Annotated in this window: 15 protein-coding genes; 6 read left to right on the forward strand and 9 right to left on the reverse strand. The window is 70.0% G+C overall.

The window, feature by feature from the left end; translation table 11 throughout:
* Positions 1-70 precede the first annotated feature (70 nt).
* Together lipA and lipB are read right to left on the reverse strand one after the other, a co-directional pair.
* Positions 71-1,081, reverse strand: coding sequence for a lipoyl synthase (gene lipA / locus E6A26_RS05220; protein ID WP_136610143.1), 1,011 nt, complete (start codon positions 1,079-1,081; stop codon positions 71-73).
* Positions 1,078-1,782, reverse strand: a complete 705-nt coding sequence (gene lipB, locus E6A26_RS05225; RefSeq protein WP_136610144.1) for a lipoyl(octanoyl) transferase LipB — start codon at positions 1,780-1,782, stop codon at positions 1,078-1,080. The genes lipA and lipB overlap by 4 nt, the downstream gene beginning before the upstream one ends.
* Positions 1,783-1,900: 118 nt before the next feature.
* Here lipB and E6A26_RS05230 point away from each other — a divergent pair, with 118 nt between their 5' ends.
* Together E6A26_RS05230 and E6A26_RS05235 are read left to right on the forward strand one after the other, a co-directional pair.
* On the forward strand, positions 1,901-3,631 hold the full coding sequence (locus E6A26_RS05230; RefSeq protein WP_136610145.1) for a serine/threonine-protein kinase: 1,731 nt from the start codon (positions 1,901-1,903) through the stop codon (positions 3,629-3,631).
* A 106-nt stretch (positions 3,632-3,737) separates the two neighbouring features.
* Positions 3,738-7,262, forward strand: coding sequence for a S41 family peptidase (locus E6A26_RS05235; RefSeq protein ID WP_136610146.1), 3,525 nt, complete (start codon positions 3,738-3,740; stop codon positions 7,260-7,262).
* 146 nt (positions 7,263-7,408) lie between these two features.
* Here E6A26_RS05235 and E6A26_RS05240 read toward each other — a convergent pair whose 3' ends face one another.
* The 5 genes from E6A26_RS05240 to E6A26_RS05260 all read right to left on the reverse strand — a co-directional run bounded on the left by E6A26_RS05240 (position 7,409) and on the right by E6A26_RS05260 (position 13,609).
* The gene (locus E6A26_RS05240; protein ID WP_136610147.1) at positions 7,409-7,837 is read right to left on the reverse strand and encodes an OsmC family peroxiredoxin; all 429 of its coding nucleotides are present in this window, start codon (positions 7,835-7,837) and stop codon (positions 7,409-7,411) included.
* Between the two features lie 140 nt (positions 7,838-7,977).
* Entirely contained in the window at positions 7,978-8,346 is a 369-nt protein-coding gene (locus E6A26_RS05245) for a hypothetical protein (protein WP_136610148.1), read from the reverse strand.
* Between the two features lie 145 nt (positions 8,347-8,491).
* Positions 8,492-10,303, reverse strand: coding sequence for a 2-oxoglutarate dehydrogenase, E2 component, dihydrolipoamide succinyltransferase (sucB, locus tag E6A26_RS05250; protein WP_136610149.1), 1,812 nt, complete (start codon positions 10,301-10,303; stop codon positions 8,492-8,494).
* A gap of 57 nt (positions 10,304-10,360) precedes the next feature.
* The gene (gene lpdA, locus E6A26_RS05255; RefSeq protein ID WP_136610150.1) at positions 10,361-11,743 is read right to left on the reverse strand and encodes a dihydrolipoyl dehydrogenase; all 1,383 of its coding nucleotides are present in this window, start codon (positions 11,741-11,743) and stop codon (positions 10,361-10,363) included.
* Positions 11,744-12,073: 330 nt separating this feature from the next.
* On the reverse strand, positions 12,074-13,609 hold the full coding sequence (locus tag E6A26_RS05260; RefSeq protein WP_136610151.1) for a leucyl aminopeptidase: 1,536 nt from the start codon (positions 13,607-13,609) through the stop codon (positions 12,074-12,076).
* 214 nt (positions 13,610-13,823) lie between these two features.
* On the opposite strand from E6A26_RS05260, the gene E6A26_RS05265 reads away from it, so the two are divergent.
* From E6A26_RS05265 to E6A26_RS05280, 4 genes are all read left to right on the forward strand, one after another.
* On the forward strand, positions 13,824-14,819 hold the full coding sequence (locus E6A26_RS05265) for a proteasome assembly chaperone family protein (protein ID WP_136610152.1): 996 nt from the start codon (positions 13,824-13,826) through the stop codon (positions 14,817-14,819).
* Positions 14,820-14,829: 10 nt separating this feature from the next.
* Positions 14,830-16,161 carry an MFS transporter gene (locus E6A26_RS05270; protein WP_136610153.1) on the forward strand — a complete coding sequence of 444 codons (1,332 nt, stop codon included), beginning with the start codon at positions 14,830-14,832 and terminating at the stop codon, positions 16,159-16,161.
* A gap of 89 nt (positions 16,162-16,250) precedes the next feature.
* Entirely contained in the window at positions 16,251-17,732 is a 1,482-nt protein-coding gene (locus tag E6A26_RS05275) for a DUF4192 family protein (protein WP_168928678.1), read from the forward strand.
* A 254-nt stretch (positions 17,733-17,986) separates the two neighbouring features.
* Positions 17,987-19,297 (forward strand): RNA polymerase sigma factor, encoded by a 1,311-nt coding sequence (locus E6A26_RS05280; RefSeq protein WP_136610155.1) that lies wholly within the window; start codon positions 17,987-17,989, stop codon positions 19,295-19,297.
* Between the two features lie 149 nt (positions 19,298-19,446).
* On the opposite strand, the gene E6A26_RS05285 is transcribed toward E6A26_RS05280, so the two are convergent.
* Positions 19,447-20,565 carry an NHL repeat-containing protein gene (locus E6A26_RS05285; RefSeq protein WP_136610156.1) on the reverse strand — a complete coding sequence of 373 codons (1,119 nt, stop codon included), beginning with the start codon at positions 20,563-20,565 and terminating at the stop codon, positions 19,447-19,449.
* 235 nt (positions 20,566-20,800) lie between these two features.
* Positions 20,801-21,022: a DUF7455 domain-containing protein gene (locus tag E6A26_RS05290; RefSeq protein WP_136610157.1), complete on the reverse strand. Its 222-nt coding sequence runs from the start codon at positions 21,020-21,022 to the stop codon at positions 20,801-20,803.
* Between the last annotated feature and the right edge of the window lie 125 nt (positions 21,023-21,147).

Below are 21,147 nucleotides of genomic sequence, written 5' to 3' on the forward strand. Positions count from 1 at the left end.
AGGGAAACGCCGCCCTCCGGGATCTCGTCCCGAAGGGCGGCGCTCTGGCCACGTGGTGCGGTCGGTCCGGTCAGCTGCCCTGAGCCGCCAAGAGCGTCGCCGCCTCTTGACGGGTCGAGCCGGACGACTCGATGTGCGCGAGCTGCGGCGGGATCTCGCGGCCCTTCTTGCGCATCGCGGTCGCCCAGAGCCGGCCGGCGCGGTAGGACGAACGCACAAGGGGCCCGCTCATGACGCCGAGGAAGCCGATCTCCTCGGCCTCCTGCGAGAGCTCGACGAACTCCTGCGGCTTGACCCAGCGGTCCACGGGATGGTGGCGCTCCGATGGGCGCAGGTACTGGGTGATCGTGATGAGGTCGCAGCCCGCCTCGTGGAGGTCGCGCAGCGCCTGGGAGACCTCCTCGCGGGTCTCGCCCATGCCGAGGATGAGGTTGGACTTCGTGACCATGCCCTGGTCCCGACCCTGGGTGATGACGTCGAGCGAGCGCTCGTAGCGGAACGCCGGGCGGATGCTCTTGAAGATGCGCGGGACCGTCTCGACGTTGTGCGCGAACACCTCGGGCTTGGCCTCGCAGATCGCCGTGATGTGCTCCGGCTTGCCGGAGAAGTCCGGGATGAGGATCTCGACGCCGGTGCCCGGGTTCAACTCGTGGATCTTCCGGATGGTCTCGGCGTAGAGCCAGGCGCCCTCGTCCTCGAGGTCGTCGCGCGCCACGCCGGTGACGGTCGCGTACCGGAGCGCCATCGACTGGACGGAGCGGGCCACCTTGGTGGGCTCGAACCGATCGAGCGGCGAGGGCTTCCCGGTGTCGATCTGGCAGAAGTCACAGCGCCGCGTGCATTCCGAACCGCCGATGAGGAAGGTCGCTTCCTTGTCCTCCCAGCATTCGTAGATGTTGGGGCAGCCGGCCTCTTCGCAGACGGTGTGCAGCCCCTCCTTCTTCACCTGGTTCTTCAGCTGAACGAACTCCGGGCCCATGTGGACCTTCGCCTTGATCCAGTCGGGTTTGCGCTCAACGGGCGTTGCGGCATTGCGCTGCTCGATGCGCAGCATCCGGCGCCCTTCGGGTGCGAGCGTCACAGGAGTGCTCCTTCGGTTGGGGAAGCGGCGGAGAGGTCCTCGGTGCCGAGATCGTCGGCAGCGAACTCGCCGGCGCGGCGAGTGAGTTCCTCGGTGATGCGGTCGACGATGTCGAGCGGGTCGATCTCGCGCCCCGCCTCAGCGGAGATCGTCGTCGTGCCGGCGTCGGTGATGCCGCACGCGATGATCTGCTCGTAGGGAGCCAGGCTGTTGCTGCAGTTGATGGCGAAGCCATGGCCCGTGATCCCGTCGTGCACGCTGATCCCGATGGCGGCGATCTTCCGGTCGCCGCCGCGCTCGTCGGCGCGGACCCAGACGCCCGAGCGGCCGTCGACGTGTTCCGCCTTGATGCCGTACTCGGAGATGACGTCGATCATGACTTCCTCGAGGAGCTCGACGTACGCACGCACGCCGCGCGGCTCCTTGAGCCTGACGATCGGATAGCCGACGAGCTGGCCGGGGCCGTGCCACGTGAGCTTGCCGCCACGGTCCACCGGAACGACCGGCGTGCCGTCGAGAGGCCGCTCGTGGTCCTCGGTCCGTTTGCCTGCCGTGTAGACGGCGGAATGCTCGAGCAGTAGGACAGTGCTGGGGGCCTCACCGGCTGCCACCTCGTCGTGGAGCTGTCGCTGGGCCGCGAGTCCTGCGGCGTAGTCGACGTAGTCAGGCGCGAACCCCAGCCGGGTGAACGCGAGAGTCATGCGGACTAGCTTAGTCCTCCGGGCGGTGGGTCCTGCCATGAGATGACTCACATCACTCCTGCTCGAAGGCCTGTGGATAACCGCTTGGCGCGTCACCTTGCTCCGGTAGACAGGGGACATGGAACCCCGACTGCCGCCGTCTCCGGATCCTTGCGTCGCCCCGTCCCCTCCGTCGCCCAGCCCCGCGGCGCCCGCGGTGCGGGGTCACGACGTCGTCCGTCGCCTGGGCAGGGGCGGGGGCGGCGACGTGTGGCTCTTGCGCGAGCACGGGACGGGACGACTCGTTGCGGGGAAGGTGGTCCGGGCCGCCGGTCACGGAGGCACGGCCCGGGGACCCTCGACGGCGCGTCGCGAGCTTCGTGCCCTGCGGGCGGCGACGCATCCCCACGTCCTGACGTGCCACGCGGCGGTGCCATCGGGCGCGGAGGGCACCTCGACCGTGGTCGTGAGCGAGTACGCCGCCGGCGGCTCGCTCGCGCGCCTTCTGTCCGTTCGCGGCCGTCTCGGCGTCGGCGAGACAGTCACGGCGATTGGGCCGATCGCCCAAGCCCTGGCCGCTCTCCACGAGCAAGGTATCGCACACCTCGACGTCTCGCCCGGAAACATCCTCTTCACGGCTCAGGGCAAGCCCCTCCTCGCGGACCTCGGCGCGGCGTGGCTTGTAGGCGACCCGCCAGCGGCCCCATCCGGAACCCCCGGCTTCGAGGACCCCAGCGGTCCGCCCGAGGAACAGGACGCAGCCCTGCGGCCCGCCGCAGACGTCTTCGGCCTGGGCGCCGTCGCCTGGTTCTGCCTCGCCGGCGCCGTGCCGGGCCGCACCGCAGAGCGACCGCCGCTCACGATGCTCCGGGAGACGGTTCCTCCAGAGCTCGCCACGGCGATCGATGCGGCGCTCGCCGACCGGCCTGCGGATCGCCCCACGGCGGCGGAGTTCGCCCGGGCGGTCTTCCGGAGCGCACGCCCGGAGCCGGTCGACCTGGCCCCCGCGGTCGACGACGACGTCCTCCCCGAGCTGGTGACGCGGATCCGTCCGGACGAGCGTGGGAAGTCCCGGAGGCGGGGTCGGGGCGCCGGCCGTCTGCCCGGGCGGCCGTCTGCCCGGTTGGGGTTATCGAGCCTCCGATGCGCCATGCTATGGCGACCTCTTGCGGCACGGCTGGCGACCGCAGCCTCGCGATGGCCGTCGGCGCCCTCCCGCGAACCCGCGCCGAGGTCCTTGCGAGCCCACCGACGCTCACGGGCTTCGCATCGTTTGCCCCGGCATCCGTCCGTGGCGAGGCGGTCGCTTGCCCGCTGGGGCGGAATCGCGCTCCTGGCCCTGGCAGGCTGCGCCGTCGCGTGGGGGGCCGCGGCGGGCGGGGCTCCGCGGTCGGCCGCGGGAGCCTTCGCGGGCGCGACAGTCCAAGCTCCCGCGGCATGGTCGGGCCTGCCCGACGTGCTTCGGCGCCGGGCCGAGTCCGCCGATCCTGTCCAGGCCGTCCAGGCGCTCGCCCAGATCAGGGCTCGCGCCATCACTGCGTCAGACCGGGAACTCCTGGAACGGGTGAGCGCTCGCGGTTCAGAGGCCGCCACGGCGGACTCCGGCCTCCTGGACAGGCTTGAGCGGGAGGGGACGCGCCTCGACGGCTTCAGCGCCGAGGTCCTCTCAGCCGAGCTCCTGCCGCAGGCCGCCGAAGCAGGCGGCAGCACCGCCGTCGTCCGGGCTCGCGTGCTGAGCTCCGGGTACGCAACCCTCACCCAAGCGGGCCGCGAGCTTTCGGGCCCGGGCGCCGGAAGGGATCAGATGCTCAGGATCGTCCTCGACCGGACGGAAGGCGCGTGGCGCGTGGTACGGATCCTCTCCGCGTGAGCCGGAAAGCAGGCCGTGGTGCGTTGGGTCCCGGAGCTGCCGTCATGAGCGGACCGAGTGACAGATCTCTCGGGAGGAGGACAGGTCGCTTGCCTATGATCGGAGCATGACTGCCTCCAGCTACTTTCGGTACCCCCATGTCCACGGCGGGCTTGTCGCCTTCGTGGCCGAGGATGACGTGTGGCTCGCGCCCGTGGACGGCGGGCGGGCGTGGCGGGTGTCCGCGCTCCAGCTCCCCGCCCGCAACCCGCGTTTCACCCCGGACGGGGAGAAAGTGGTCTGGAGCGTGGTCCAGGGCACGGCACCCGAGGCTGTCGCCGCGGACGTCGACGGCGGAGGCTTCCACCAGCTCACGTACTTCGGCCACCAGAGCACGCGCGTCAAGGGCTTCGATCCGCGCGGCCGCGTGATCGTCACGAGCGCCCACAACCAGCCCGACTCGAGGCACACCCACGCCTACGCCATCCCGGTCGATGGCGGGTGGCTCGAGGAGCTCCCGTACGGGCCGGTGGATTCGGTCGCGTTCGGGCCGTCCGTCGGTGACGAGCGGCCGGTGGTGGTCGGCACGGTCCTGTCCCGGGACCCGGCGGCGTGGAAGCGCTACCGCGGCGGCGCCATGGGCAAGCTGTGGATCGATGCCGACGGCGGCGGCGAATTCCGGCTCCTCACGCCGGGCCTCGGCGGCAACGTGAGCGATCCCATGTGGATCGGCGGCCGTATCGCGTTCCTCTCCGACCACGAGGGCTACGGCAACGTGTACTCGGTCCTGCGCGACGGCTCGGACCTGCGCCGGCACACAGACTTCGACCGCTTCTACGCGAGGCACGCGAGCACCGACGGCGAACGGATCGTCCTCGAGTCCGCTGGCGAGCTGTGGCTCCTCGACGGACTCGACTCCGAGGCGCGCCGCGTCGAGGTCGCGCTCGGCTCGGCGTCGACCTCGCGCCGCCCGGTCCCGTTGGCGGTTGGGCGTCATCTCGCCGATGCGGTGCCCACGGACGACGGCGCCGCGAGCGTCGTCGAGGCTCACGGCACCGTGCACTGGCTCACGCACCGGGACGGCCCGTCGCGCGTGGTCGAGGCCGCCCCGGGGGTCCGGGCGCGCCTCGCGCGTCCCCTTGGAGCTGACCGCGTCGCCTACATCGCGGACCACTCCGGCGAGGAGGCCCTGTTCGTCAAGGACCTCGCGGACCCGGCAGAGTGGGGCCACGCTGCCCCTGGCGCGGCCGGGCCGACTTCGGCGGACTCGGGCCTCGACGCGGCAGATGAGGGGAGCGGCCTCCCGGCCCCGGTGCCGGCTGGCGGGAGCCAGGTCGCCTCTGTCCCGTTGGGGCGGACGGAACAGCGCTCGTACGCGGTGCCGGTTCCGCACGCCGTCGCGGCCCCCGAGGAGAGCCAGGCCGCCGTCGCGAAGCACTTCGAGCTCCCCACCCCAAACCGGGTCGCGGAGCTCGTGCCGAGCCCTGATGGCCGGCACGTGGCGCTGGGCACTGCCTTCGGCGAGGTCCACCTCGTGGACACGGAGACCGGTCAGTCACGCACGCTCTCGACCGTGGACGAGGGGAGCATCGAGGAGCTTGCGTGGAGCCCGGATTCGTCGTGGCTCGCGTGGAGCGAGCCCGTGACGGCGTTCGGCTCCCGCTCGAAGTTGCGGCTCGCGAATGTCTCGACGGGCCAGATCGCAGACGTGACCGACGGACGCTTCTTCGATGCGTCCCCGGCGTTCACGCCCGACGGCAAGTATCTCGCGTTCCTCTCGGGGCGCAGCTTCGACCCGGTCTACGACGGCCACTCGTTCGACCTCTCGTTCCCGAGCCCCATCAAGCCATACCTCGTGCCCCTCTCGGCGACGACCGCCACACCGTTCGGCCCGCGGGCAGCGGACTTCGGCGCGGCCGCAGATCCTGCCGCGAGCGACTCCCAGGGCGGGGACACCGAAGGCGCGACGAGCGACGGCGGTGGGCGCGCGCCGTCGTCCGTCGCCGTGAGCCTCGAGGGCCTCGCGCACAGGGTCGTTGCCCTGCCGGTCCGCCAAGGCAACTACTCCCGCCTCACGGCTGCCAAGGACGCGCTGCTGTGGCTCTCGCACGATCTCTCGGGGACCACGGGCGAGGGCAAGGCGAAGCCCGGTGACAAGGATCCGCAGCCGAGCCTCGAGCGCTTCGACCTCGGCGACTCTCGGACCACAACGCTCGTCGGCTCGCTCGACGCCTACCGGCTGAGCGGGGACGGCTCGCGGGTCGTGTACGTGAGCGACCGCCAGCTCCACTCCGTGCCGAGCGCCTCGAAGGCCGACGACGACAGCCCGGAGCACGTCAAGGTGCAGCTCGACCGCATCCGCGTGCGGCTGGACCCCGTGGCGGTGTGGCGGCAGGCCTTCGCCGAGGCGTGGCGGCTCCAGCGCGACTTCTTCTGGACGCCGGACATGGCGGGCCAGGACTGGGACGAGGTGCGCGGCCGGTACGAGCCCCTCGTGGACCGCCTCGGCTCTCACGACGACCTTGTGGACCTCCTGTGGGAGGTGCATGGCGAGCTCGGCACCTCCCACGCCTACGTCACGCCCAAACTGCCCTCCGAACCGGGCGCAGGCGGCCAGGGCCGCCTCGGGGCGGAGTTCGACTATGACGACGGCTGGGTGGTTCGGCGGGTCCTCGCGAGCGAGTCGTCCGATCCGCTCGCGACCTCGCCGCTCGCGGCGCCCGGAGCGGGCGTGCGCGCGGGCGACCGCCTCCTCGCCGTCGACGGTGTCCCCCTCGGCCCGGACTTCGGCCCGGCGACGGCGCTCGTGGGGGCCGCGGGCAAGGCGGTCGAGCTCACGATCCTCAACGGTTCAGCGCACGCGGGGGAGGAGGGAGCCCGGCGGCGCATCGCGGTCGTGCCGATCCGCGATGAGGAGCGGCTGCGCTACCAGGACTGGGTCCAGGCCAACCGCCGCCTCGTGCGCGAGGCCTCAGACGGGCGTTTCGGCTATCTGCACGTGCCGGACATGGCCGCGCGCGGGTGGGCACAGCTCCACCGCGACCTCGACACCGAGACGGCACTCGACGCCCTCGTGGTCGACGTCCGTCGCAATCGCGGCGGCCACACGTCTCAGCTCGTGGCAGAGCTCATTGGCCGGCGCGTGACGGGGTGGACCGTGCCTCGCGGCGAACAGCCGCGCACGTATCCGCGACACGCTCCCCGCGGGCCGGTCGTGATCCTCGCGGACGAATTCGCGGGGTCCGACGGCGACATCATCACGCAGGTTGGGAAGCTGAGGGGGATCGGCCCCGTGATCGGCACCCGGACGTGGGGCGGGGTGGTCGGCATCGACAACCGTTTCAAGCTCGCCGACGGGACGGCCGTGAGCCAGCCGCGCTACGCGACGTGGTTCGGTGGGGGAGTCCGCTGGGACGTCGAGAACTTCGGTGTCGAGCCCGACATCGAGATCGCCTACCCGCCGCACGCCCATGCCGCGGGGGTGGACCCGCAGCTCGAACACGGGATCGGCGTGCTCAAGGAGATGCTCCTGGAGATTCCCACGGAGCGTCCGCCCGCCCGGGAAGGCTACCGCTCGGTGCGGCCCGCGCCGCTGCCGCCTCGTCCGCAGGCCCGCGTGGCCGTCGAGGCCGTGCCGTCCTACGAAGGCTGAGTCCGGACCTGTATGACGAGCCCCGGGGCCCTGACGCAACAGGGCTCCCGACGCAACTGGGCCCCCGAGCTGCACCGCGAGGCGCAGGTCGGGGGCCCAGTTCGTGATGGGCCGTTCGTGGGCGGCGGCCCCGAACGGCCGGTGCCTCAGGACTCGAGGGAGGCGGTGAGCGTGATCTTGATGGCAGCGAGGGCCTGGCTCACAGGGCACCCCGCCTTCGCGCTCGCGGCGATCTGCTGGAACTCGTCCTCGCCGATGCCGGGGACCTTCGCGGAGACCGTGAGCTTGCTCGTGGTGATGCCCGTGCCCGGCACGAAGTCGACTTCGGCCTGCGTGCGGATCTCGTCGGCTGTGTAGCCGGCCTCGGCGAGCCCATTGCTGAACGCCATCGAGAAGCAGGCTGAGTGGGCCGCTGCGATGAGCTCCTCGGGGCTCGTCTTGCCGTTTGACTCGGCGCTGCGGGCCTTCCACGTGACGTCATAGGTTCCGAGCCCGGACGTGTCGAGGGTCGTCTGCCCTGCGCCCTCCATGAGGCTGCCGTTCCAGACGGTGTGGGCTGTGCGGATGGTGGCCATACTGCGCTCCTTCGCTGTGCTGATGGGCTGAGAGTGTGAACTGGCCCGGCCATCGTAGGCACAAAGCGGCCCCGCCTGCGCTTGGATGAAGAAGCGCGGACGGGGCCGCCTTGGTGTGCGCCGGAAACAGGCGGGTGGACCTAGGGCCAGATCGTCGCGATCGCGATGTTCAGCAGAGCGAGACCGCCGACGGCGTGGGCCACGCCGGGGGCGACAGGCTCGCCTGCCTTGCGCCGGCGGTTGCCCACGAAGGCGAGCGCGCCGACCACAATCGCCACGACGAACTTGACGATGAGCTTCGGGTAGTCGGGGGTGGGCCAGCTGGGGACCGTGCTGACCATGACGGGCAGGAGGCCCGCGAGGATGATGCCCGTGACGAGCTGGGTCATGGCACCGTCGAACTGCCGCGCCCCCACGGTCGGAGCCTTCATATTGGCGATCCACGGGCCCACGATCATGGCCGCCCCAACAATATGGATGAAGAGGACGATGCTGAAGACGACAGTCATGGTCCCGATTCTAGTTGTTGGCATGGGGTCTGCCCGGCCGCTTCACGGGTGCGAGGGGGTTCCAAGTGGGTAACGAATGAGGGTGACGGCGAGACCCATTTGGGTCAAGCCGTCACCCTCAGCGAGTCACGGTGAGCGGACCGACTCAGACGCCGAGGTCAGCCTCGAACGCGCCGCCCTCGAGGCGCGCACGGAGCGTCTGCAGGAAGCGTCCCGCATCCGCGCCGTCGACGAGCCGGTGGTCGTAGGTCAGCGAGAGGTACATCATCGAGCGGACCGAGATGACGTCGTCGCCCTCCGCGTTCTGCGTCACCCACGGGCGCTTGACGATCGCACCAGTGCCGAGGATCGCGACCTGGGGCTGGTTGATGATCGGCGTGTCGAAGAGGGCCCCCACCGAGCCGATGTTCGTGATGCTGAACGTGCCGCCCGAGAGCTCGTCGGGGCCGATCTTGCCGCTGCGGGTGCGCGCCGCGACGTCGGCGATGCGGCCCGCGAGGCCGGCAAGGTTCAGGTCACCCGCGTTGCTGATGACGGGAACGAGGAGGCCCTTCTCGGTGTCCACCGCGATCGCGAGGTGCTCCGCGTTGTGGTACGTGATCTCCTGCTTCTCCTCGTTGTACTCCGCGTTGAGCTTCGGGTGCTGCTTGAGCGCCTCGGCGACAGCCTTCGCGATGAACGGGAGGAACGTGAGCTTGACGCCGTTCTGGGCCTGGAAGGCGCCCTTGGCACGGTCGCGGAGCTTCGCGATCTTGGTCATGTCGATCTCGTGGACCTGCGTGAGCTGGGTCGACGTGTCGAGCGACTCGCGCATGCGGCGCGCGATGACCTGACGGATGCGCGGAGCCTTCTCGGTGGTGCCACGCAAGGACGACGGGACCACCGGAGCCGGAGCCTGCGCGGCGGCGGTCGGCGCGGCCTGAGCGGGCGCCGCCTGGGCCTGGGCGGCCGCCTGCTTGGCTTCGGCTGCAGCGACAACATCCTGCTTCCGGATGCGGCCGCCGACGCCCGTGCCGGTGACCGTCGACAGATCGACGCCCTGCTGGTTCGCGAGCTTGCGCACGAGTGGGGTCACGTAGCCGGCCTCGGAGCCGCCCGCGGCCGGTGCCGAGGGTGCGGCAGGCGCGGCCTGAGCCGGTGCCGGCGCAGCCTGGGTCGGAGTCGGAGTCGGAGTCGGAGCCGGAGCCGGAGCCGGTGCGGCCTGAGCCGGTGCCGGAGCGGAGGCGGGAGCGGTCTGGGCCGGAGCAGAGTGGGCCGGAGCGGCCTGCGCCGGGGCAGCCTGGGCGGGAGCCGGGGCCTCCGCTGCGGGCGCGGCCTGAGCCGCGGCACCGGAGCCGACAATCGCGAGGACCGCGCCAACCTCGGCCGTCTCGTCCTCGTTCACGCGGATCTCCTGGAGCGTGCCGGCCACGGGGGACGGGATCTCGGTGTCGACCTTGTCGGTCGAGACCTCCAAGAGCGGCTCGTCGACCTCGACGGCGTCGCCAACGCTCTTGAGCCAACGCGTCACCGTGCCTTCCGTGACGCTCTCGCCGAGCGCAGGAAGGGTGACCTCGTGACCCTCAGGCGCCGCCTGGGCCGCCGACGGCTCGGCGGGCTCCTCCGCCGGAGCCTGCTCCTGCGGAGCGGCTTCAGCGGGCGCGGGCTCGGCGGGTGCAGCCTCGGCGGGCGCTGACGTCTCCTGGTCGGCAGGCGCCGCGGGGGCCTCGCTGGATCCGGCGCCGTCGCCGATGCGCGCGAGCGGAGCCCCGACCTCGGCCGTCTCGTCCTCCGCGACGAGGATCTCCTCGAGGATGCCGGCTACCGGCGAGGGGATCTCGGTGTCCACCTTGTCCGTCGAGACTTCGACGAGGGGCTCGTCAACCTCGACGCGGTCACCCACCTGCTTGAGCCAGCGCGTGACGGTGCCTTCGGTGACGCTCTCCCCGAGAGCCGGCAAGTTGACGGATTCAGACATTGTCTCCGTGCTCCTTTGTGGTTTCTGTCGTGCGATTGATGTCGGTATCCGGTGGGCTCAGCCGTGGAGCGGCTTGCCGGCCAGCGCGAGGTGCGCTTCGCCGAGGGACTCGTTCTGGGTCGGGTGGGCGTGGATGAACTGTGCGACATCCTCCGGGTAGGCCTCCCAGTTGACGATGAGCTGCGCCTCGCCGATCTGCTCGCCCATGCGGGCGCCGATCATGTGCACGCCGATCACGGGGCCGTCCTTCTGGCGGACGACCTTCACGATTCCGGTCGTCCCGAGGATGGAGCTCTTGCCGTTGCCCGCGAGGTTGTATTCCTGCGTCTGGATCTGGTCGTCGCCGAACTTCGCCTTCGCGCCCTTCTCCGTGTAGCCGACGGTCGCGATCTCGGGGTCGCAGAACGTCACCTTCGGGATGTTGACGTCCTCGACGACGACGGGGCTGAGGCCCGCGATCTCCTCGGCGACGAAGATGCCCTGCTGGAAGCCGCGGTGGGCCAGCTGGACGCCCGGCACGATGTCGCCGACCGCGTAGATGTTGCCGACGCCCGTGTGGAGGCGCTCGTTCGTGATGACGAAGCCGCGGTCGATCGTGACGCCCTGCTCCTCGTACCCGAGGTTCGCCGTCACCGGACCGCGGCCCACCGCGACGAGCAGGAGCTCAGCCTCGAACGTCTTGCCGTCGACGAGCGTGACCTTGACGCCGTTGTCGTCCTGCTCGACGCTCTGGAAGAACGTGCCCGTGTTGAACTTGATCCCGCGCTTCTTGAACGCGCGCTCGAGCTGCTTGACGATCGCGTCGTCCTCGTTCGGGACGAGCGAGGGCAGGCCCTCGACGATCGTGACATCGACTCCGAAGGACTTCCACACCGAGGCGAACTCGACGCCGATCACGCCGCCGCCGAGGACGATCGCCGACTTCGGGATGAAGTCGAGCTCCAGCGCCTGGTCCGACGTGATGACCCGACCGCCGAGCTCGAGGCCGGGGAGCGAGCGCGAGTACGAGCCCGTGGCGAGGATGATGTTCTTGCCCTTGTAGGCGGTGCCGTTCACGGTGATCGTGTCCGGGGCGGTGAGTCGGCCTTCGCCTTCGATGACCGTGATGCCCTTGGACTTGATGAGGCCCGTGAGGCCCTTGAACTTGCCGGCGATCACGCCGTCCTTGTACGCGTTGACCGCGTTGATGTCGATGCTCTCGAGGCTCACGTTGATGCCGTACTTCGCGGAGTCGCGGGCGTGGTCCGCGAGCTCGGCGGCGTGCAGGAGGGCCTTCGTGGGGATGCAGCCGTTGTGCAGGCACGTCCCGCCGAGCTTGCCCTTCTCGACTAGCCCGACGCTGAGGCCGAACTGGACGGCGCGCAGAGCTGCTGCGTAGCCGCCACTGCCGCCTCCGAGGACCAAGATGTCGAATTCCTGCGCAGTAGGCTGGTCGGCCACGTGACGCTCCCTCGCATTGAAGGACGGCGATAAGCCGTCGTAGGTGACGATGTGCCCGCCAGCCGGTACGCTGGCAGGCCCGGTATCAGGGCAACCCTATCTCCCTGACGGACTATGCTCCACCTTCCCCCGGTGGTTTGTCTCTCCGTTGTGGCAAGGCTCACGCAGGTTCGGACGTTCCGCAAAGTGGATTTATGTTCTCATACTGCGAAAAGCATGTCCTCGGTGGGGAAAAGAATGACGCGCGGGCGTCGCGGCGTTTCGGCCAGCGACACGCCGCGAGGGGCGTCCCGGTGGGACGCCCCTCGCCAGGACGTGTCCGGCGAGCGCTCAGTTCGCCTGGGCCCCCATGCCCTCGAGATAACGCACGAGCGTGCGAACCATGGCACCCGTCCCCAGCTTGGGGGTGTGGCCGTACGCCGAGCCCGTGTTGTACGAGGGACCCGCGATGTCGATGTGCGCCCACGGGATCGGGGTGCCGTCAGTGCGGTCGCCCACGAACTCGCGCAGGAAGATCCCGGCGGTGAGCATCCCGCCCGGCCTGTCGCCGACGTTCGCGATGTCCGCCACCGGCGAGTCGAGCCCGGCCCTGAGCTCCTCGGGAAGCGGCATGGGCCACGCTGCCTCGCCCTCGTCGTCGGCCGCGGACTTGAGCCCGGCGGTGACGGTCGAGTCGCCCATGAGCCCGGCGGTGCGGGTGCCGAGCGCGATGATCGCCGCGCCCGTGAGAGTCGCGATGTCGATGATGACGTCGGGGTTCTCTTCGCTCGCCGCCGCGAGGCCGTCCGCCATGACGAGGCGCCCCTCGGCGTCCGTGTTGAGCACCTCGACGCTCGTCCCACCGCGCATGACGATGACGTCGGACGGCCGCTGGGCGCTGCCGGACGGCATGTTCTCGGCGATGCACAGCCAGCCGGTGACCTTCGTCTTGAGCCCGAGCTTCGCGGCCGCGAGGACCGCGGCCAGCACGGAGGCTGCGCCCGCCATGTCGCTCTTCATCTCGTCCATCTTGGCCGCGGGCTTGATCGAGATGCCGCCCGTGTCGAACGTGATGCCCTTGCCGACGAGGTGAACGGACCGTGCCTTCGCTGCCTGCGACGGCGTGTACTCGACCTTCACGAGCCGCGGGAGCCGCGAGCTGCCCTGCCCAACGGCGAGGATGCCGCCGAAGCCGTCCTTCTCGAGACGCTTCTCGTCCCACACCGTGAGCTTCACCGACGACGTGCTCTTGGCGAGTTCCTTCGCGGCATCGGCGAACGCCGCCGGGTAGAGCTGGCTCGGCGGCATGTTGACGAGCGTGCGGGTCGTGTTGACGGCCTGGCCGACGACGGCGGCGCGCGCCAGGGCGGCGTCCGCGGCCGCGCTCCCGGCGAGCGGCGTGAGCACGACGACGCGCTCGACGTTCGGCTTCGAGGCCTCAGCCGAGCGCGCGCGGTGCTCGGTGTAGGAGTACGCGCCGAGCGCGGCGCCCTCGGCGACCGCGGCGACCTCCCCAGCGGACGGGGCGGGGAACGCGAGGATCACGGTGCCGAGTCCGGCGAGCTGCCGGACCGCGGAGCCTGCGGCGCGGCGGAGCTGCTCGTGCGAGGGCGCGGCGCCGTCGAGCCTTCCGACTCCCGCGAGGGCGATGACCTGGGTGTTCAGTTCCGGCACGCCGGGCAGACGGAGAAGCTGGTCCGGCGCGCCCGTGGCCCCGAGCATCGCGAGCGTCCCCTGGACCGCCTCGGCGTTCTTCGCGCTCAGCGGGCTGTCCAGGAGGACAGGGCCATCGGTTCCCTGGGCGACTCCGATCACGACTGCGTCGCTGCGGGTCTTGCGCAGGTCCCGCGCGACGGCACTCAGGGATGCTTCGGCGTTGATGAACACGGGATAGTGCCTCGATTCTTCTGGGCGTCAGGTGCGTTCGGGCCGGCCGGGCGCCTGTGCAGCCCTGCGCAGCCTCGGACTTCCGATCGTAGCCGCTGGTGGAATGATGGAAGGCCGAACGCCGTTGACATGGGTGTCGCCGTTACCGCATGCCTCCGCGACGCCCCGCCACCGGCGGATGACTTCGATCGACTCTTATAGGGAGCGAAAACTCATGGACTTTGCCCGGAGAGGGCCGCTTCAGGACCCCGCCGGCCTCTACTCGGCGGCCCAGGAGCTGCTCGACGACCCCGCGCTCAAGGGGTTGCCGCTGCTCATGGGCTTCACGGGTTTCGCCGATGCCGGGCAGGCGGTCGATCAGATCACCACCGAGCTCCTGCGCACGGGCGAGCCGCGCACCGTCGTCGAGTTCGACATCGACGCCCTGCTGGACTACCGCGCGCGGAGGCCCAGAATCACGTTCAATGAGGACCACCTCGAGGACTACACACCACTCCGTCTGGCGCTGTATGCGCTCGACGACGGGCTGGGGCAGCCCTACTTGCTCCTGGCCGGTCCCGAGCCGGACTTCCAGTGGGAGCGGTTCGCGCGCGCCGTCGTCGGCCTCGTCGAGCGGCTGGATGTGCGCCTCGTGCTGTGGACCCACTCGATCCCCATGCCCGTCCCGCACACGCGCCCGCTCGGCGTCACGGTGCACGGGAACCGGCCCGAGCTGGTCGAGGGGATCTCGCGCTGGAAGCCCGTCGTGAGCGTTCCGGCCGCGATCGGGCACCTGCTCGAGCTGCGGCTCGTCGAGTCGGGCCGCGGCGTGGCCGGCTTCGTGGTCCACACGCCGCATTACCTCTCCGAGGCCGAGTACCCTGGCTCCGCCGTCGCGGCCCTCGAACACCTCGGGGCGGCCGCCTCCCTCATGCTTCCCACGGATCGCCTGCGCGAGGCCGGGCGGGAGGTCGAGCGCCAGATCGCCGAGCAGGTCGCATCCTCGGACGAGGTCCGCGAGCTCGTCGAGGGGCTCGAGGCGCGCTTCGACGAGCGCAGCGCTGACGCGCCGCGCCGCTCGCTGCTTGCCGCCATGAGCGGCGAGCTCCCGGATGCCGAGGTGCTCGGCGCTGCGGTCGAGGCGTACCTCGCGACCCAGGAAGGCCAGCCTGAGCCCGGCGCGGACGACGACGGCAGGTCATCTGGGGGGCCCGTCTCGCCGTCCGACTAGGATCGGACGCGTGAATAGCTGGCGCGCGTGGACCGTTTGGGGGATCGGGGTCTTCGCGTACCTCGTGGCTGTCGTGCAGAGGACGTCGTTCGGCGTCGTCGGCCTTGAGGCGTCCGACCGCTTCCACGCAGGCGGGGCCGTCCTTTCCGCCTTCACCGTCCTCCAGCTCGTTGTCTACGCGTCGCTCCAGATCCCGGTCGGCATGCTGGTGGACCGCTTCGGCTCGCGGATCATGGTCGCCACGGGTGCCGTCTTCATGGCGCTCGGCCAGCTCCAGATCTCGGTGGCCGAGTCCGTGGTGACCGGCATCATTGGCCGCATGCTCGTCGGCATGGGCGACGCCATGACGTTCGTCTCGGTCCTCAGGCTCGTGCCCTTGTGGTTCAACGCAAAGCGCAGCCCCCTCCTGACCCAGCTGACCGGCATGCTCGGCATGCTCGGCCAACTCGTGAGCGTCATCCCGTTCCTGGCGCTCCTGCACGCCCGCGGCTGGACAACAGGCTTCCTCTCCTTGGCCTCTTTGTCCGTGCTCGTCGTCGTGCTCGTTCTGGCCTTCCTCCGGAACGCGCCTGCGGGGGCCGCAAAGCCCGCCGAGGGGGCTCCGGAGGGGACGCGAGCCGTGCTCGGAGCCGCCTGGCGGCAGCCGGGGACTCGCCTCGGGCTGTGGAGCCACTTCACGGTGCAGTTCAGCGGCAATGTGTTCGCCCTGGCGTGGGGATTCCCGTTCATGGTGGCCGGCGAGGGGTATGACTCCGCGACGGCCGCCGGGCTGATGTCGTTCTTCGTGGTGGTGGCGCTGTTCGCGGGCCCGCCCATGGGCCGCTTCGTGTCACGGCATCCGCTGCGCCGATCGACCCTCGTGCTCACCATCACGGGACTCACGGCGATCGTGTGGTCGGTAGTCCTGCTCTGGCCTGGGCAGGCGCCGCTGGGGCTGCTTTTCGTGCTCGTGGCCGTCCTCGCCGTCGGCGGCCCGAGCTCGATGATCGGTTTCGACTTCGCGCGGACGTTTAACCCCTCGCATCGGCTCGGGACGGCGACCGGAATCGTCAACTCCGGGGGCTTCGTCGCCGCGCTCGTGACGATGTTCCTGATCGGCTATCTGCTCGACCTTCAGCACGGGCTCGGACTCTCGCCGGCCGGCCTCTACTCGCTCGGCGCCTTCAGGGTGGCCCTCGCCGCGCAGCTCGTGGTGATGGCGTTCGGCGCCGCGATGATCCTCGGGGTCCGGCGCAAGGTGCGCCGTCAGCTCGCCGCGAGCGGCGTGCCCGTCCCACCGCTGCGCGAGGCCCTGCGCGACGCGTGGGCGGACGTGCGGTCGCGGCGCTCCAGCGTGCGCTGATTCCTCGTCCCCAGAAATCGTCGGGGCGTGTCGTCCACATGTGCCGACGGGCGGACCCGCTGCCGGTTGGGCGCGGCAAGACTGGCTCCATGGATCATTCAGACCAGGGCCAAGGCAGGCCACAGCCCGCTCGGGAGCCGGCAGAGCTCGTCATCCGCGAACCCGAAGACCTCCTCGGCTACATCCCGCACGCCATGGGGGAGTGGCCGTCGGAGAGCCTCGTCGCCGTCACCGTAGGCTCCGGGACGGTGGGCGTCACGGTGAGGGTCGATCTGCCGCCGCGAGACGGCGGCGATCTCGCGGCCTACGCCGAGGCGGTCTGCGGATATCTGTCCACCGATCCCCTCGCCGACGGGGCCGTCCTCGTCGTCTACACGGCGCAGCCGTGGGCCGAGGCGGCGAATCCGCCCCGGCACGGCCTCGTGACCGAGCTGCAGGCCGCCCTTGCCCGCGCCGGGCTTCCTGTGCTCGATGCGTGGCTCGTCGGCGAGCGGCACTGGCGCAGCATGCTGTGCAGCAGATCGTCGTGCTGCCCGTGGCCCGGGGAGCGCGTCGAGACAATCACCGCGAGCCGGCTCGGCACGGAGCTCGTCTACCGTGGCAGCACGTTCGAGGCGCCCGCCGGCGGCGGGCCTCTCCGCGCCGCGCTGCCTGGCGGGGGATCGCCTTCGCGAGGATCGTCGGCTGGCGCCCGGCCGGCCGACCATTACGGCGTTCACACCCGGTCGTGGTGGGATCCGTGCGAATTCGCGGCCGCGCTGGCTGCCTGGGAGGACACGCTCGGCGACTCCCGGGCGCCCGGGCCCGAGCGGCTGAGCTTGCTCGCGGCGTCGCTCGCGCGCCCTGCGTTACGCGACGCCGTCATCGTCGCGGCAGCCTTGGGCGGTCGCGCGGCATGGGTGGGGACTCTGGAGAACGGCAAGAAGTACGACCGCGACCTCAGGTCCGCGAATGGGGCCGCTGGCCGCTCTGCAAGGCCCAGCGGCGCTGACTTGGGGGAGCAGATGTTGCGGGGGCTTCCCGAGCTGCCCGAGCTGCCCGGCGGCCTCACCGCGAGGGAGGCTCGGCAGATCCTCGCGGCGTGGTCGGCGCACACCGAGCGGGTGGACAATCCCAAGTCCGTCGACGTCGAAACGGGGTGCGACGAGCTGGAAGGTGCCAATCCCGAACTGGAAGGTGCCAATCCCGAGCTGGAAGGCGTCAATCCAGGGCGCGACGGGCTGGACAGTGCCGGTCTCGAGGAGGCAGCCCTTGCCTTCGGAGGCGTTCTGCTGGGCAGCACTCCTGAGCCGCCCTCATGGGAGCGGATCGGCCGCCTCGAGCGCGTCCTCCGGGCCATGACCTCGATGGAAGCGCCGGAAGTGCGAGCCCCTGCGTTGGCGATGCTCGGCTGGATCCATTGGGTGCGCGGCCGTGGGGCGAAGGCGGTCGGCTTCCTGCGCCGCGCCCTGAGTGCGGCGCCGGACTACCGCTTCGCCGAGCTGTTCCTGGCGCTCGTCGAAAGCGGTGAACTCGCGGCGTGGGCACGGCGGCCCGAGACGGCATGGAGGAGGCTGAGCGACGTCGCATGAGGGCCTTCGGCCGCCGAATGCCGCCGTCGTGCGGGTCTCGTGCGACAATGGACGCCAGACCCGGTCGGGTCCGAGCATCGGAAGCCGCGAAGTTTCTGCCGAATTCTGTGAATTTGGGAACGAATCCAGCGGTCGAGGGGTTTTCTACATAAGACCCTTCGGTCCGAGACGCGCGCTGCGCGGAGCACGGACTTGACAGGGTCATAGTGGTGTTGCCCCCTTGGCGACTCCAGCACTGCGGCAGGAAGGTGATCGTGACGCCCCCCACGGAGAAGGAAACGGCTCAGAAGGCCACGGTGGAGACCGAGGTGCCGAAGGCTGCGTCCAGCAAGCGAGCAACATCGGGCTCGCGCTCCAAGACCACGCCTGCGACCAAGTCCAAGACGACGGTACGCAAGTCCGTGGCCGCGGACCCCGCGGTTGCCAAGGCGGCAACGAAGGGCAAGGACGCGGAGGCGGCCACCGGGTCTGATGAACTTGAGGCCGAGGCCGCGGATCTCGACGCTGTGACCCCGGCCGACGACGAACTCGCGGCCGAGACCGAGGTAGAGGAAGACACCGGGACCAAGGGGCGCACCACTGGCTCTGCGGCCCTGGTTATCTCCGATGCTGACGAGGACGACGCGCCGGTCCAGCAGGTCACGTCGGCTGGCGCCACGGCGGATCCCGTCAAGGACTACCTCAAGCAGATCGGCAAGGTCGCGCTGCTGAATGCCGAACAGGAGGTCGACCTCGCCCTGCGCATCGAGGCTGGCCTGTTCGCGAAGCACAAGCTCGACGAGGCGGAGTCGTCCTACGACGCCCAGTACCGCCACGACCTCGAGCGCATCGTGCACGATGGCGAGCGGGCCAAGAACCACCTGCTCGAGGCAAACCTGAGGCTTGTGGTCTCGCTAGCAAAGCGCTACACCGGCCGCGGCATGCTCTTCCTCGACCTGATTCAGGAAGGCAACCTGGGCCTCATCCGCGCGGTCGAGAAGTTCGACTACACGAAGGGCTTCAAGTTCTCCACGTACGCGACGTGGTGGATCCGTCAGGCCATCACGCGCGCTATGGCCGATCAGGCCCGCACCATCCGCATTCCGGTGCACATGGTCGAGGTCATCAACAAGCTCGCCCGCGTCCAGCGGCAGATGCTGCAGGACCTGGGCCGCGAGCCCACCCCGGAGGAGCTCGCCAAGGAGCTCGACATGACGCCCGAGAAGGTCGTCGAGGTGCAGAAGTACGGACGTGAGCCGATCTCTCTGCACACCCCGCTGGGCGAGGATGGCGACTCGGAGTTCGGCGACCTCATCGAGGATTCCGAGGCCGTGGTGCCCGCCGATGCCGTGAGCTTCACGCTCCTCCAAGAGCAGCTCCACTCCGTCCTCGACACGCTCTCCGAGCGGGAGGCGGGCGTTGTGGCCATGCGCTTCGGCCTGACCGACGGCCAGCCGAAGACCCTCGACGAGATCGGCAAGGTCTACGGCGTGACGCGCGAGCGCATTCGCCAGATAGAGTCCAAGACGATGTCGAAGCTGCGCCACCCGTCGCGTTCGCAGGTGCTGCGCGACTACCTCGACTAGGCACTCGTCCACCAGTCACCGCCTGAATCCGCGGTGATTCGCAGTCCACGGCGAAGCGCCGGGGCCACACAGTTCGATCTGTGCGGTCCCGGCGCTTCTGGGTTGGTTCGGTCAGTGTGCGGTGAGGTGCGGCTTCGCCTCCGGCTTGATCAGTGGCGGAAGCCGAACGGCGGCGTGAGCCCCGTGTAGTCGCCCACAACCTTCGCGTCATAGGGCGCGAAGAGGCCGGCCGTCGTCGTCGTCGGACTGTAGCCGGAGACGTTGAGGAGGCCCTCCTGCCGGACGATCGTGCCCGCGGGGCTGACCTCGATCACCCGGTTGTTGAATTGGTCGCTGATGAGGGTGTTGCCGCTGGCCAGCCGCACGGCCCGCGTGGGCAGTGGCGCCGGGTTGCTGCCGGGCTGCAGGTTGGTCGTGTAACTCCACACGACCTTGCCGGCCGGAGTGACCTCGATGGCCCGGCTGTTGTTCGAGTCCGTGATGAGCGTGTCGCCGCTGACCAGCCGGCTCGCGAACGCCGCGCCGCTGAGGAGCGACGGATCCGGGACGGCAGGGTACTGCCAGACGATCTGGTGCTGGCGGTTGACCTCGATCACCCGGTTGTTGTTCTCATCGGAGATGAGGATGTGCCCATTGGCCAGGAGCTCGGCGCTGTTCGGGTTGTTGAGCTGGTCGAATCCGATTCCCGTGGTCCCCGTCATGCCGTACTGCCAGACGATGTGCTTGGCGAGGTCGACCTCGATGATCCGCTCGTTGGCCTGATCAGTGATGAGCACGTGCTGATCGGGGAGCCACGTGGACTGGACAGGAGTGTTGAGCTGGTCAGGCCCCGAGCCGGTGACGCCGAAGGTGCCGTACTGCCACACAATATGGCCGGCGGGATTGACCAGGATCACACGGTTGTCAGCACACCCTTGGGGGCACCCGGGAACAGTGTTCGGGGGAGTGCCCGTCCCGGCCATGAGCGTGAGCGGCCCCACCCGCTGTGCGTCGTTGGTGCCGATGATCGAACGGGCGGAGAAGTCACCGGGACCGAGGCCGAACTGCCAGACGATCTGGTGCTCGGCATTGACCTCGATGACGCGATTGTTGAACTGATCGGCGATCAAAAGGTCGCCGGGTTTGTTGAACGATGAGGATGGCCCTCCCGGCGTCGGAGTCAGGGCGACAGCCGGAGCCGCCGCGCCCACTGCGAGGACGAGGACCGAGAGGCTTGCCGCCGAGAGCCACCGGCGGAGCGCTCCACGTCGGGCCAGTGCGTTGAACATCGGGTTGTCCTTTCCGGGCGGCCGGGCCGCAGGCGCGGGGCGCCAGCGGCGGTTCCGGCCAGACTCCCTCAAGACGTTGCGCGGCGTCCCGCGGTTCACCCTGATGGCCTCGGCTGGCGCGTCACAGAGAACCGCGTCACAGTGAACGCGGAAGGGCCCGGACACCACTTTGGTGTCCGGGCCCTTCCGGCGGCTGTTCCGCCCGCGATCGGCGCGAGGCTCGTGGTCCGGGAGGTCAGTCCTCCGGGAGCGCGGCCTTCTCGCTCAGGCGTGACGTCTCGTCGTGCCAGTGCGACGCCTTGGGCCGCAGGGTCGTCTCGACGGCGCGCGCGTGGTGCGCGCAGAACATGAGTTCTCCACCAGAGGCCTCGAGGACCACTCGAACGTAGGCCTGCGCGCCGCAGCGGTCGCAGCGGTCGACAGCGGTCAGTGTGCGATCTGCAAGGGCTGAAGTCATCGTGGCCTCCTTCACCGGTACCGGGCGCTTCCTCGGTCTACCCCATCTAACACCCCATCCCCCAACGACCCATCCCGTAAAACGGCTACTTTCGCTCGGGGCGTATCACTCTTCCATAACGCAAC

Source organism: Sinomonas albida, assembly GCF_004919045.1.
Taxonomy (GTDB): Bacteria; Actinomycetota; Actinomycetes; order Actinomycetales; family Micrococcaceae; genus Sinomonas; species Sinomonas albida.

Bases quoted from the DNA above. Each gene is read 5' to 3' on its own strand.
- sucB (WP_136610149.1), bottom strand. From the start codon at position 10,303: ATGTCTGAATCCGTCAACTTGCCGGCTCTCGGGGAGAGCGTCACCGAA.
- E6A26_RS05285 (WP_136610156.1), bottom strand. From the start codon at position 20,565: ATGTTCAACGCACTGGCCCGACGTGGAGCGCTCCGCCGGTGGCTCTCG.
- E6A26_RS05230 (WP_136610145.1), top strand. From the start codon at position 1,901: ATGGAACCCCGACTGCCGCCGTCTCCGGATCCTTGCGTCGCCCCGTCC.
- E6A26_RS05235 (WP_136610146.1), top strand. From the start codon at position 3,738: ATGACTGCCTCCAGCTACTTTCGGTACCCCCATGTCCACGGCGGGCTT.
- E6A26_RS05240 (WP_136610147.1), bottom strand. From the start codon at position 7,837: ATGGCCACCATCCGCACAGCCCACACCGTCTGGAACGGCAGCCTCATG.
- lipB (WP_136610144.1), bottom strand. From the start codon at position 1,782: ATGACTCTCGCGTTCACCCGGCTGGGGTTCGCGCCTGACTACGTCGAC.
- E6A26_RS05275 (WP_168928678.1), top strand. From the start codon at position 16,251: ATGGATCATTCAGACCAGGGCCAAGGCAGGCCACAGCCCGCTCGGGAG.
- E6A26_RS05245 (WP_136610148.1), bottom strand. From the start codon at position 8,346: ATGACTGTCGTCTTCAGCATCGTCCTCTTCATCCATATTGTTGGGGCG.
- E6A26_RS05290 (WP_136610157.1), bottom strand. From the start codon at position 21,022: ATGACTTCAGCCCTTGCAGATCGCACACTGACCGCTGTCGACCGCTGC.
- E6A26_RS05265 (WP_136610152.1), top strand. From the start codon at position 13,824: ATGGACTTTGCCCGGAGAGGGCCGCTTCAGGACCCCGCCGGCCTCTAC.